The 13306-nt window shown below is 72.7% G+C and carries 10 protein-coding genes; 9 read left to right on the forward strand and 1 reads right to left on the reverse strand.

Going from position 1 to position 13306, the window contains the following annotated elements:
* The first annotated feature begins 63 nt into the window (after window positions 1-63).
* From ABZ805_RS05650 to ABZ805_RS05670, 5 genes are all read left to right on the forward strand, one after another.
* Window positions 64-660, forward strand: coding sequence for a type II secretion system F family protein (locus ABZ805_RS05650; RefSeq protein WP_358434853.1), 597 nt, complete (start codon window positions 64-66; stop codon window positions 658-660).
* Between the two features lie 122 nt (window positions 661-782).
* The gene (locus ABZ805_RS05655) at window positions 783-1040 is read left to right on the forward strand and encodes a DUF4244 domain-containing protein (RefSeq protein WP_358434856.1); all 258 of its coding nucleotides are present in this window, start codon (window positions 783-785) and stop codon (window positions 1038-1040) included.
* 164 nt (window positions 1041-1204) lie between these two features.
* Window positions 1205-1699 carry a TadE family type IV pilus minor pilin gene (locus tag ABZ805_RS05660; RefSeq protein WP_358434859.1) on the forward strand — a complete coding sequence of 165 codons (495 nt, stop codon included), beginning with the start codon at window positions 1205-1207 and terminating at the stop codon, window positions 1697-1699.
* Complete coding sequence (locus tag ABZ805_RS05665) at window positions 1696-2214, forward strand: Rv3654c family TadE-like protein (protein ID WP_358434862.1); 519 nt, start codon at window positions 1696-1698, stop codon at window positions 2212-2214. The genes ABZ805_RS05660 and ABZ805_RS05665 overlap by 4 nt, the downstream gene beginning before the upstream one ends.
* Before the next feature lie 348 nt (window positions 2215-2562).
* Entirely contained in the window at window positions 2563-3210 is a 648-nt protein-coding gene (locus ABZ805_RS05670; protein WP_358434866.1) for a bifunctional DNA primase/polymerase, read from the forward strand.
* 135 nt (window positions 3211-3345) lie between these two features.
* Here ABZ805_RS05670 and ABZ805_RS05675 read toward each other — a convergent pair whose 3' ends face one another.
* Window positions 3346-5709, reverse strand: a complete 2364-nt coding sequence (locus ABZ805_RS05675) for a DEAD/DEAH box helicase (protein ID WP_358434868.1) — start codon at window positions 5707-5709, stop codon at window positions 3346-3348.
* Window positions 5710-6292: 583 nt separating this feature from the next.
* Between ABZ805_RS05675 and ABZ805_RS05680 the strand changes: the two genes are divergently transcribed.
* The 4 genes from ABZ805_RS05680 (at window position 6293) to topA (ending at window position 13293) form a co-directional block, all read left to right on the forward strand.
* On the forward strand, window positions 6293-8602 hold the full coding sequence (locus tag ABZ805_RS05680) for a sodium-translocating pyrophosphatase (protein ID WP_358435086.1): 2310 nt from the start codon (window positions 6293-6295) through the stop codon (window positions 8600-8602).
* A gap of 178 nt (window positions 8603-8780) precedes the next feature.
* On the forward strand, window positions 8781-9458 hold the full coding sequence (locus ABZ805_RS05685) for a hypothetical protein (protein WP_358434871.1): 678 nt from the start codon (window positions 8781-8783) through the stop codon (window positions 9456-9458).
* Between the two features lie 93 nt (window positions 9459-9551).
* The gene (locus ABZ805_RS05690; protein ID WP_358434874.1) at window positions 9552-10136 is read left to right on the forward strand and encodes a hypothetical protein; all 585 of its coding nucleotides are present in this window, start codon (window positions 9552-9554) and stop codon (window positions 10134-10136) included.
* Between the two features lie 277 nt (window positions 10137-10413).
* On the forward strand, window positions 10414-13293 hold the full coding sequence (gene topA, locus ABZ805_RS05695; RefSeq protein WP_358434877.1) for a type I DNA topoisomerase: 2880 nt from the start codon (window positions 10414-10416) through the stop codon (window positions 13291-13293).
* Window positions 13294-13306 lie beyond the last annotated feature (13 nt).

Raw genomic sequence — 13306 nt, forward strand, 5'->3', positions numbered from 1 at the left:
GCCGTCCGGCCCGGCCCGGCCCGGCTGCTACCCGCGACCACTGGCCCGGGGCGGTCCGCCGTCGTGGCCGAGTGGTGCCGCGCCAAGCGGCCGGTGCTCGCGATCGCGGCGGGCGGCGTGCTCGGTGCGCTGCTCGCCGGCCCCGTGGCGGCGCTGCTGCTCGCTGCGGTGGGCTGCTGGTGGTTCCGGCGCCGGGAGGGGCGGGCTCGGGTGCGGCCGGTGGATCCGCTGGCGCTGGCCGCGGGCTGGGACCTGTTCGCGGCCGGAATGCGGGCGGGACTGCCGCCGGTGGTCCTGGTGCGCGCGATTGCCGCCGAGCTCACCGGCACGGCCGGGGACACGTTGCGCGAGGTGGCGGGACTGCTCGAGCTCGGCGCCGATCCGGTCGCCGCCTGGGAACCCGCGCTGCGCGATCCGGGCACCGCCGAGCTGGCGCGGGCGGCCCGGCGCACGGCCCGCACCGGGAGCGCGCTGGCCGAGGTCGCAGCAGAGCTGGCGGCCGAATCCCGCGCGGCGCTGGCAGACCGTGCGCAGGCGCGGGCGCAGCGAGCGGCGGTGTGGGTGGCCGCTCCGCTCGGGCTGTGCTTCCTGCCCGCGTTCCTGTGCCTGGGTGTGCTCCCGGTGGTGGTGGGCATGGCGCAGCGCCTGCCGCTGCCCTGACGGCGGAGTCCGGAACCCGCCGATTGTCCACAGTGGAATTGAAATTCGGGCGGCGCGCGCCCGGCGAACGGAAGTCGATGACGCGGACCGGTCGAACGACCGGCGACTGGGAGGAGAAGGCGATGACGATTCGATCCGACTGCGCGGTGCGGGCGATCGACGGCGGACCGCACCGGGTGCCGACCGCCCGGCGGCGAATCCGGCGGCGATGTCGCGCCCTGTTCCGCGGCGACGGCGGGATGAGCACCGCCGAGTACGCCATCGGCACGATCGCCGCCGCGGCGTTGGCCGGGGTGCTCTACACGGTGGTGACCGGTGGATCGGTGGTCGACGGGCTGACCTCGCTGATCGAGCGCGCCTTGCAGGACGGTGTCGGGTGACCGCCCCGGCCGCCGCGCGCCGCAGGAGCGGGGTGCGGGTGCTGCGCGTCCGGCGCTCCACCGGGCGGAGCCGGATGCGCCCGGGCCAGGACTCAGCGGCCCAGGACTCAGCGACCCAGGTCCCACCGGCCCAGGTCCCACCGGCCCAGGGGGACCGCGGTGCGGTGACCGTCGAAGCGGCCATCGGCATCGGTTCGGTGCTGGCGGTGTTCCTGCTGGTGCTGGCCGCGATCGGCGTGCTGCTCGGTCAGCTCCGCTGCACCGCGGCCGCGGTCGACGCGGCCCGGCTCGCAGCGCGCGGCGATCACGACGGCGCCCGCGCCGCGGTGGCCCGGTCGGCTCCGCCGGGGGCCGAACTGGTGCTCACCACGGAACCCGGCTTCGTCGCCGCGGAGGTCACCGCCCCGTCCGGAGCAGGTCTGCTGCCGCAGCGCTGGCGCAGCAGCCGGGCCGTCGCCGCGCTCGAACCCGAGGCGGGAGCACCGGAGGTCGCGGGACCGGGGCGGCAGCAGGACTCGACGGGCGTGCTGCCACCGGACCGGCCACTGGAGCCACCACCACCGAATTCGGCGCCACCCGGCGTGGGCACCACCGCGGGCGCATCGGACCACGCCGCCGGCCCAGACCGGACGGTGCCCACCCCGGTACCGGCCGCATGAGCGCGCACCGGGCGGGCGCGCCGCCGAGCGCGCCCGCCCACCGCGACCCCCGCACCGACAACCCCCGCACCGACGACCGGCAGAACGGCGACGAGCAGAACGGAGACGGACCCGAAGCGAACAACAGGCCCGACGCACGAGCGGATCCCCCCGACCGCGGCGTCGCCACCGTGCTCGCCGCGGCCCTGATCCTCAGCACGATCACGATCGTGGGTTTCGGCATGGTGCTCGGATCGGTCATGCTGGCCCGGCACCGCGCGGACGGCGCCGCGGACCTGGCGGCGCTCGCAGCCGCGTCCCGGGCGCAGCAGGGCGGTGCACCCGCCTGCACCGCGGCGCGCGAGGTCGCGGCGGAGGCCCGGACGCGGCTCCTCGACTGCGAACTGGTGGGACCCGACGCGCGGGTCGTGGTCGAAGTCCGCGTCCCGATCGCCCTCGGCGCGCTGCCACCGCAGGTCACGGGGCGTGCGAGGGCCGGCCCCGTCACCCGTTCGCCGCAGGACGGCCCGCGCTGAGCGGTCCCGCGCCCCGGCTGAACGACCGGTGAGCGCGATCACGCGGCCGCGGACCGACACTCCGGCATATCAGCGCCCCTCCCGGCGACCCGACGCTCGTCGCCGCTGAGCGACCGGTCGTCGACATGGGGGGTGTACGAGCCCGGGTGGGATGACGTTGATTGATGGAGCGGAAGCGAGCAGGAGATCCCGACATCGTGGTCGGTCTCAGGTGACGGGTCGCGGGGCAGCGACCACACCGGTGCGAAGGCATCCGCCACGGTCAAGTGAGGAGAAGTAATGGACTGGTCAGCGGACAGGGGGCCCAGCGCTTCCGGAGCGAACGCTCCCGGAGGAGCCGGTGCCGCCGTGGAGGCCAGTGTCACCGGATGGGCAGGTGCCTTCCGGATCGAGCTCCGGGTGCAGGCCATCGAGCTGGCATCCCGCGGCTGGTCGGTGCTGCCCGGCACCTTCCCGGTCGGTTCCGAGGCGGGCGCCCGCGTCTGGTCCGGTTCCGACGCCGCACCCCCGGCGGGTGTCGCGCACCCCGTTCCCGTGCACGCGGACTGGCAGGACCGGCTCGGTGCCGGCGTCGCCCAGGTCGCCCAGTGGTGGTCCGAGCAGCCGTACAGCCTGCTCGTCGCCACCGGTGACCAGGTCGAGGCGTTGGAGACCGGAGCCGAACTGGGCAGGCGCACCGCACGGGCGCTGCGCTCGCTGGGCGTCCCGGTCCCGATCGTGGCGACCCCGGACGCCCGCTGGTACTTCCTCGCCGCAGGCGGCTCGACCACCGCGGCGTGCCCCGAGCTGGTCGCGGCCGGAGCGGTCCGCAGGCACAGCACCGGCAGCTGGCTGCCGGTTCCCCCGAGCACCTTCCACCACGGAGTCGTGCACTGGCGGGTCAAGCCGGAGGTCTGCGGGTGGCGGTTGCCGTCCCCCGAGATCATCGGTGACGCCCTGCGCATCGGTGCCGACGCCGTCCAAGACGTGGCCGAACTCGTCGTCGCGGGCAACTAGCCCGCTTCGACCGCGAACCAGAGTCGCCAGGGCACTGGACGCCCGACCCGTCCAGCAGGGCACCCCCGATGGGGACCGACGGCGGGGACGAGGGGGACCGGCGAACCCCCTCGCCCACCCGATCCGCCGTAGGCCCTAGCCCTGCCCGGCGCCTCCCCCGTGCGCGGTCGAGAGCACGTCGAGAACAGCCACCGCCCCCGCCTTGTCCAGTGGTTCATTGCCGTTCCCGCACTTCGGCGATTGAACGCAGGACGGGCAACCCGCCGGGCAGTCGCAGGAGACGATCGCCTCCCGCGTCGCGGCCAACCAGGGGAACAACGCGGCGAAGCCGCGGTCGGCGAAGCCGGCTCCCCCGGGGTGACCGTCGTGCACGAACACCGTGGCCCGACCAGTGTGTTCGTGCAGGGCAGTGGAGACACCACCGATGTCCCACCGGTCGCAGGTCGCGAACAGCGGGAGCAAGCCGATCGCCGCGTGCTCGGCGGCGTGCAGCGCGCCGGGGATGCGCGCCGGGTCCAGCCCGGCGCCCCCCGGCGCGCTGTCGGTCAGCAGCTCATCGGAGATCGTGTACCAGACGGCGCGGGTGACCAGCTTGTGCGCGGGCAGGTCCAGCGGCACCTGGTCGAGCACCTCGCCGGAGGGCAGGGTCCGCAGGTAGCCGACGACCTGCGAGGTGACCTCCACGTCCCCGAGGCACACGGTGATCCCCGGTGCGGGGTGCCGTTCCTCCACCGTGGCGAGCACCGAGATGTCCACGACGTCGCGCGGCGAGGTGCTCCACTCCGGGTTCTCCGAGTGCACCAGCGCGATGCCGCCGTCCAGGTCCAGCTCGTCCACCACGAACGACTGGCCCTGGTGCAGGTAGACCGCGCCGGGGTGCACCGAGGCGCAGGCCGAATCCGGGTCCACGGTGCCGAGCATCCGCCCGGAGTCCCCTTCGACGACGGCGATCTGCTGCCCGCCGGAACCGCGCAGCTCCACCTCCCGGTGCGGGCGTTCGCGCTCGGTCCAGTACCAGCCGCGCGGCCGCTTGCGCAGCACCCCGGCCTCGGTGAGCGCTTCGGTCGCAACACGTGCGGGGGCACCGCCGAAGATCTCGAACGCCGCTTCGTCCAGCGGTAACTCGGCCGCCGCGCAGGCCAGGTGCGGTTCGAGCACGTAGGGGTTCGCCGGGTCCAGCACCGTCGACTCCACCGGCCGGTCCAGCACGGCGGGCGGGTGGTGCACCAGGTAGGTGTCCAGCGGGTCGTCCCGGGCGACGAAGATGACCAGCGCGTCGTCCCCGTCGCGCCCGGCTCGCCCGGCCTGCTGCCAGAACGAGGCGAGCGTGCCGGGGAATCCGGCGACGACGACCGCGTCCAGGCCCGCGATGTCCACGCCGAGCTCCAGCGCGTTGGTGGCGGCGACGGCGAGCAGTTCCCCGCTCAGCAGCGCGCGTTCCAGCTTCCGGCGGTCCTCCGGCAGGTAACCACCGCGGTAGGCGGCGACCTTGTCCACCAGCGAATCGTCCACTTCGGACAGCGCGCGGCGTGCGCTCAGCGCGGCGAGCTCGGTGCCGCGCCGGGACCGGATGAACGCGAGCGTGCGGGCGCCTTCGACGACGAGTTCGGTGAGGATGCGCGCGGCCTCCGTCCCGGCGGAGCGGCGCACCGGCGCGTCGTTCTCCCCGGAGACGTCCTCCAGCAGCGGTGGTTCCCACAGCACGACGGTGCGGGCGCCGCGGGGCGAACCGTCCGCGGTGACGGCCCGGCACTCGGCGCCGATCAGCCGCTCGCCCAGCGAGGCCGGGTCCGCCACCGTCGCCGAGGCGAGCACGAACACCGGCTCCGCGCCGTAGTACCGCGCGATCCGCCGCAGCCGCCGCAGCAGCAGCGCCACGTGCGAACCGAACACGCCCCGGTAGGTGTGGCATTCGTCGACGACCACGTAGGACAGGTTCCGGAAGAACCGCGCCCAGCGGGAGTGCTGGGCGAGCACGCCGTGGTGCAGCATGTCCGGGTTGGTGAACACCCACCGGCCGTGCGCGCGCACCCAGTCCCGCTCGACGAACGGGGTGTCCCCGTCGTAGGCGGCGGCGCGGATCCCGTCGAGGCCCAGTTCGGCGGTGGACCGGAGCTGGTCGGCGCCGAGCGCTTTGGTCGGGGACAGGTACAGCGCGGTGGCCCGGGCGTCGGTGAGCAGCCGGGTCAGCACCGGCAGCTGGTAGACCATCGACTTCCCGGAGGCGGTGCCGGTCGCCACGACGAGGTGCTCGCCGGACCGCGCGGCTTCGGCGCCTTCGGCCTGGTGGCTCCAGGGGCGTTCGGCGCCGCGAGCGCGCAGCGCCTCGATCAGCGGTTCGGGCGCCCAGCTCGGCCAGTCCGCGTGCTCCGCGGGGCGGTCGGCGAGCTGCTCGACGTGCCGCAGCGGTGATTCCTCGGCGGACGTGCCTGCCAGCACTCGGTCCAGCAGCCGCTTGCCGCTGCCGGGCCTGCCCGCCTTCCGGTGTGCCGAGTTCACGTGGTCGAGCGTCGCACAGCGCTGTTCCCGCACCGCACGCGCTCGGAGTCGAGCCCGTCCGGCGGTCCGGTGATCTCGTTCGGGTGGACTCGCCGGCCAGCGCGCCGTCGCGGCCCGGTGCGCGGCCGGTTCGGGTGTGAGGTGACCTCCGGGCGCGGCCGAGGCGCTCGCGCGGCGGCGTCCGCGCGGGAATCCGGGGCCGCGACACGCCGGACGGGTTCTGCTGCGACACGCGATACACGAAGTCACCCGTTCGGTCCACGTAGAAGTGTGTCCGATCGGGTGATCAAGTCCTAACTGGATCGATCACTCGATAACGAAACAGCACGTCGTTGCGAGGCGCACATCACACCGTGAAGTAAGACACGTCAGGCCTGAATAGACTTCGCGGCCACGACATCGATCGCGCACGGCCCCACCGGGCCGGTCGCGGCCGAGGCCGTACCGAGCGTCGGAGTGGACGCACCACCGCCTCTCCGGCGTGCCACCGAGCCACACCCGAGGAGGACGGATGTCCCTGCTGTCCCCGGTCCAGCCCGGCTGGGTCGCCCAGGGCACGGCACCACCGAGCCCGACGCACCGGATGGACCTCGCGCAGAACGCCCCCGGTGCGTTCGATCTCAGCGGCTCCGACTACGCCGTCGTCGGCGTGGTCCTGATCATCGCCTTGGCGGCGCTGGCCTTCGGCTACGTGCTGATCAAGGAGGTGCTGGCGGCCGGCCAGGGTTCGGCCAAGATGCAGCAGATCTCGCAGGCGGTGCAGGAAGGCGCCTCCGCGTACCTCAACCGGCAGTTCCGGACGCTGGCCGGATTCGCCGTCGTGGTGTTCCTCGTGCTGTTCGTGCTCCCCGCGAACAGCACCGGCGAACGCATCGGCCGGTCGATCTTCTTCCTGTTCGGCGCGGCGTTCTCCGCTGCCATCGGCTACCTCGGCATGTGGCTGTCCACCCGCGCGAACGTGCGGGTCGCGGCCGCGTCGAACGATCCCGGCGCAGGCCGGGAGAAGGCGATGCGGGTCGCGTTCCGCACCGGTGGCGTGGTCGGTATGACCACCGTCGGCCTCGGGTTGTTCGGTGCGGCGCTGGTCGTGCTCGTCTACGCGGGCGAGGCGCCGCGGGTGCTGGAGGGCTTCGGCTTCGGTGCCGCGCTGCTGGCGATGTTCATGCGGGTCGGCGGCGGCATCTTCACCAAGGCCGCCGACGTGGGTGCGGACCTGGTCGGCAAGGTCGAGCAGGACATCCCGGAGGACGACCCGCGGAACGCCGCGACGATCGCCGACAACGTCGGGGACAACGTGGGCGACTGCGCGGGCATGGCCGCGGACCTGTTCGAGTCCTACGCGGTGACGCTGGTGGCGTCGCTGATCCTCGGGACCGCCGCGTTCGGGCTGAAGGGGCTGCTGTTCCCGCTGATCGTGCCCGCGATCGGCGTGGTCACCGCGGTGATCGGCGTGTACCTGACGAAGGCCAAGGCGGGGGAGAGCGCGCTGACCGCGATCAACCGCTCCTTCTTCATCTCCGCGGGGATCTCGGCGGTGCTGTGCGCGGTGGCCGCGCTGGTGTACCTGCCGAGCTCGTTCTCCGAGCTGGCCGGGGCCTCCCCGGAGGTCGCGGGTGCCAGCGGCAGCCCGGCGCTGATCGCGCTCGCCGCGGTGCTCATCGGCATCCTGCTGGCCGCGGTGATCCTCAAGCTGACCGGCTACTTCACCGCCACCGAGCACCGCCCGGTGCAGGACGTCGGCGAATCGTCGAAGACCGGTGCGGCCACGGTGATCCTCACCGGCCTGTCGGTCGGGTTCGAGTCGTCCGTGTACACGGCGCTGGTGATCGGCGCGGCGGTGTTCGGCGCCTTCCTGCTGTCCACGACGCTGACGGTGGCGCTGTTCGCGATCGCGCTGGCCGGGTGCGGCCTGCTGACCACGGTCGGCGTGATCGTCGCGATGGACACCTTCGGCCCGGTGGCGGACAACGCGCAGGGCATCGCGGAGATGTCCGGTGAGTTCGAGGGCGACGGGGCGAAGATCCTGACCGAGCTGGACGCGGTCGGCAACACCACGAAGGCGATCACCAAGGGCATCGCGATCGCCACCGCCGTGCTGGCGGCGACCGCGCTGTTCGGCGCCTACCAGGACGCGATCGTGCAGGCGGCCCGCGCGGTCTCCAGCACGATCACCGCGGACGCGTACCAGGTGTTCGCGCCGAACGTGCTGGTCGGCATCGTGATCGGGGCCGCGGTGGTGTTCCTGTTCTCCGGGCTGGCGATCAACGCGGTGTCCCGGGCGGCGGGCGCCGTGGTCTACGAGGTGCGGCGGCAGTTCAAGCAGAACCCGGGGATCATGGACGGCTCCACTCGTCCGGAGTACCACCGGGTGGTCGACATCTGCACCCGCGACTCGTTGCGGGAGCTGGCCACGCCCGGGCTGCTGGCGGTGCTGGCGCCGATCGCGGTGGGCTTCGGCCTGGGCGTGGGCCCGCTGGCCGGGTACCTGGCCGGTGCGATCGCCACGGGCACGCTGATGGCGATCTTCCTGGCGAACTCCGGTGGTGCCTGGGACAACTCGAAGAAGCTGGTCGAGGACGGGCACCACGGCGGCAAGGGGTCCGAGGCGCACGCGGCCACGGTCATCGGCGACACCGTCGGCGACCCGTTCAAGGACACCGCGGGCCCGGCGATCAACCCGCTGCTGAAGGTGATGAACCTGGTGTCGGTGCTGATCGCCCCTGCGGTGGTCACGCTGTCGGTGGGCGATTCGGCGTCGCCCGCGATGCGGATCGCGATCGCGGTGGTGGCGGCGCTGGTCGTGGTGGGCGCCATCGTGGTGTCCAAGCGGCGCAGCACGGCGATCTCGGACGCGCCCGCGGACGACGACAAGATCGTCAACGGCGCGACCTGATCGGCGCCGCCCGGCCTGCGGGCGCGGTGCGGCGGGGAGGGGCGTTCGGCGAGCTCGCCGGGCGCCCCTCCGGCGTGTGCGCTGGTGGAACTCCGTTCGGCGGGGCCCCGGTTCCGGGGGCGGCCGTCCGGGTGCGGGAGAGTCGGGGAGCACGTCGACCCGACCTGAGGGAATGCGCATGAATATCCGTTCGACGTCCGTCGCGGTGCTCGCCGCGGTCCCGCTGGCGCTGGCCGGCTGCTCCCAGGGCGAACCGCAGCAGCCCGCCCCGCCGCAGCAGGAACAGCAGCAACAGCCGCAGCAGCAGGAGCAGGGCGAGCCCGCGCAGGCGAGCGCCGACGGCGTGGCCTGGGCCGGGCAGCTGTGCGGTCTCGTCGGCGGTTTCTCCGCCGCGCAGCAGCAGTCCCCGCAGGTGGACAAGACGAACACCGAGACCTTCAAGGCCTCGTCGATCGCGCAGATGACCGCCGCGCACGACGCCGCGGACCAGACGGTCACCGGGCTGCAGCAGATCGGCCCCTCGCCGATCCAGGGCGCCGATCAGGTGGCAGGCACGTTCGTGGACGGGTTCACCCAGGTCCGCGACATCCTGTCCGCGGCGAAGGGCAAGGCCGAGCAGGTCGACACCTCCAACGAGCAGGCGTTCACCACCGGCATGACCGGGGTGCAGGACGAGCTGAAGAAGGGCCAGCAGCTCGACTTCAGCGCGCAGTTCGCCGAGTTCTCCAAGAACCAGCAGCTCAACGACGCCGCGATGAAGGCGCCGCAGTGCCAGCAGCTGACCGCGACGGCCGCCCAGCAGGAGCAGCAGCTCCAGCAGCAACAGCAGCAGCCGCAGCAGCAGCCCCCGGGCTGACGGCCGCCGATCCCGCCCGAACGGGGCTGATCGATCCCTCGTCCGGGCGGAGGCCCTGGTCAAGCTCGAACGGACGTTCTACGATCACGCATCGTGGACCAGCTGTCCTTCTTTTCCGCCGAGGCTCGCCACCCCCGGGTGGCCGACCTCGCGGGATTGCTGTGCGGCCCGGGTCAGGCCGTCGGGTTCGGCCGCGGCACCGCGGCCCGGCTGTCCGTGGTGGTCGTCGACGACTGGCGCGCCCGCTCGCTGGTGCGCGCCTGCGACGACCGCGGGGTGGCGGCCGAGCTCGGTCGCTCCGAAGAGGGTCACCCTCTGGTGCGAACCGCGTTCCGCGCCGACCTGACCGGCCTGGCCGGCCAGTGGCTGCGCGGCGCGGTGAAGTCGGTCCCCGCGGACTTCGCCCCGGACGGGGCGGCGCTGCGGTTGTGGGCGCTGGCCGCGGGCAGGCCGGTGCCGGGCGGGTACCTGCTCGGCCTGGACCCGCACGCGCCGGAGACCTACGAGCCGCTCGCGGTGGCCCTGGCCAGGGCCGGACTGCCCGCGCGGTGCATGGGTCCACGGGCGGGCGGACCTGCGCTGCGCGTCACCGGACGGCGCCGGATCGAGCGGCTCGCGGAGCTGGTCGGCCCGACACCCGATGGTGCGATCGAGCGAACGTGGCCACTCGTCTCCTGAGGATCACGCCACAGGTCGGGGCAGGTCACGCAACGGAACACGACCGGCACCCGATACGTTCGTACGGAACGAAAGGCGCGAGCGCAGGCGTGTTGTGTGCCACGCTGTGCCTCCCTGGGTGCGGCACCCGGGGTGCTATGCGGTGCACACTGGCGGATCGGACGCCTCCGCGAGAAGAGAGCAGGTAAGCGTGGCTGGGTCGACACGGGCGAAGCAGAGCGGCGGTAACGGCCGGGCTTCGGGGTCCTCCGGCGGGACGGACTCCGGACGTCGGCGGTTGGTCATCGTCGAGTCCCCGGCCAAGGCACGCAAGATCGCCTCCTACCTGGGCGCCAACTTCGTGGTCGAGTCCTCCCGGGGGCACATCCGCGACCTGCCGCGCGGCGCCGCCGACGTGCCCGCCAAGTACAAGGGTCAGTCCTGGGCGCGCCTCGGCGTGGACGTGGAGAACGACTTCGAGCCGCTGTACCTGGTGACCGCGGACAAGAAGGCCACGGTCAGCGAGCTGAAGGACGCGCTGAAGGAAGTCGACGAGCTCTACCTCGCGACGGACGGCGACCGCGAGGGCGAGGCGATCGCCTGGCACCTGATGGAGACGCTGAAGCCGAAGGTGCCGGTCCGGCGCATGGTGTTCCACGAGATCACCGAGTCCGCCATCCAGGCCGCCGCCGCGAACCCGCGCGACCTCGACCAGGACCTGGTCGACGCGCAGGAGACCCGCCGCATCCTGGACCGGCTGTACGGCTACGAGGTCAGCCCGGTGCTGTGGAAGAAGGTCATGCCGAAGCTCTCGGCGGGCCGCGTGCAGTCCGTGGCCACCCGGATCGTGGTGGAGCGGGAGCGGGAGCGCATCAGGTTCGTGCCCGCCTCCTACTGGGACATCTCGGCGACGATGGACGCCGGCGCGAGCGCTGAGCCGCCGCGCTTCGGCGCTCGCCTGGTCACGGTGGACGGCTCGAAGGTCGCCACCGGGCGCGACTTCGGCCCGGACGGCCGGTTGAAGAACGCCGACGTGAAGCCGCTGGACGAGCAGGAGGCGCGGCGCCTCGCGACCGCGCTCACCGACGCGCGGCTCAGCGTCTCCAGCGTCGAGGAGAAGCCGTACACGCGGAAGCCGTACGCGCCGTTCATGACCTCCACGCTGCAGCAGGAGGCGAGCCGCAAGCTGCGCTTCTCGGCGGACCGCACGATGCGCACCGCGCAGCGGCTGTACGAGAACGGCTACATCACCTACATGCGTACCGACTCGACGACGCTGTCCGAGACGGCGATCAGCGCGGCGCGCAACCAGGCCAGGGAGCTCTACGGGGACAGCCACCTGTCGCCGCAGCCCCGCCAGTACAACCGCAAGGTCAAGAACGCCCAGGAGGCGCACGAGGCGATCCGCCCGGCGGGCGAGAGCTTCCGCACCCCCGGCCAGGTCGCGAACGAGCTGGACGTCGACGGGTTCAAGCTCTACGAGCTGATCTGGCAGCGCACCATCGCCTCGCAGATGGCGGACGCGAAGGGCACCACGCTGTCGGTGCGCATCACCGGCACCGCGACCTCCGGCGAGGAGTGCACGTTCGCCGCGTCCGGCCGCACCATCACCTTCGCCGGGTTCCTCAAGGCGTACGTGGAGTCGGTGGACTCGGAGGCCGGTGGGGTCGCCGACGACGCCGAGTCGCGGCTGCCGCGGCTCAGCCAGGGCCAGGCGATCACCGCGGCCGAGCTGGAGCCGGACGGGCACAGCACGAACCCGCCCGCCCGCTACACCGAGGCGAGCCTGGTGAAGGCGCTGGAGGAGCTGGGCATCGGCCGCCCCTCCACCTACGCGTCGATCATCAGCACCGTGCAGGAGCGCGGCTACGTGTGGAAGAAGGGCTCCGCGCTGGTCCCGTCCTGGGTGGCGTTCGCCGTGGTCGGGCTGATGGAGCAGCACTTCGGCAGGCTGGTGGACTACGACTTCACCGCGGCGCTGGAGGACGAGCTGGACCGCATCGCCGAGGGCCGCCAGCAGCGCACCAAGTGGCTGTCCGGCTTCTACTTCGGCGGTGAGGTCGGTCCGGGCGATTCGATCGGCCGCGCGGGCGGGCTCAAGAAGCTCGTCGGTTCCAGCGTGGAGCAGATCGACGCCCGCGAGGTGAATTCCATCCCGATGTTCACCGACGACGAGGGCCGCACCGTCTACGTGCGGGTGGGCCGCTACGGCCCGTACCTGGAGCGGCCGCTGAGCGCGGAGGAGTCGCAGCGGGCGAACCTGCCGGACGACCTGCCACCGGACGAGCTCAGCTCGGAGGTCGCGGAGAAGCTGTTCGCGACGCCGATGGAGGGCCGCAGCCTCGGCACCGACCCGGAGACCGGCCACGAGGTGATGGCGAAGGAGGGCCGGTTCGGCCCGTACGTCACCGAGGTCCTGCCCGAGGGCGACAAGTCGAAGCCGCGCACCGGAAGCTTGCTCAAGTCGATGTCGCTGGACACCGTGACCATCGACGACGCGCTGAAGCTGCTGTCGCTGCCGCGCGTGGTGGGCACCGACCCGGAGTCCGGTGAGGAGATCACCGCGCAGAACGGCCGCTACGGCCCGTACCTCAAGCGCGGGACCGATTCGCGGTCGCTGGAGACCGAGGACCAGATCTTCACGGTGACCGTCGACGAGGCGCTGAAGATCTACGCCCAGCCGAAGCAGCGCGGCCGCCGGGCCGCGGCACCGCCGCTGCGGGAGCTCGGCGAGGAGCCGGACACCGGCAAGCCGCTGGTCATCAAGGACGGCCGGTTCGGCCCGTACGTCACCGACGGCGAGACGAACGCCTCGCTGCGCAAGGGCGACGAGGTCGAATCGCTGACCATGGACCGGGCCGTCGAGCTGATCGCGGAGCGGCGGGCGAAGGCCCCGGCGAAGAAGAAGACGACGAAGTCGACCGCGAAGAGCAGCACGGCGAAGTCGACGAAGAGCACGGGCACGAAGACGACGGCGAAGAAGTCGACGACCAAGACGGCGTCGAAGTCGACCGCGACCAAGTCGGGGACGTCGAAGTCCACCACCGCGAAGTCCACCACCGCGAAGTCCGGCACCGCGAAGAGCAGCACCGCGAAGTCGACGAATAGCCCGGCGTCCCGGGCGAGCGGTTCCCGCTCGTCCTCGACCCGCAGCACCTCGTCCACCAGCGGCAGCTGACCGCGGCTCCGGG

Origin of the sequence: Saccharopolyspora sp. NPDC047091, from assembly GCF_040643635.1 — a bacterium.
GTDB lineage: Bacteria > Actinomycetota > Actinomycetes > Mycobacteriales > Pseudonocardiaceae > Saccharopolyspora_C.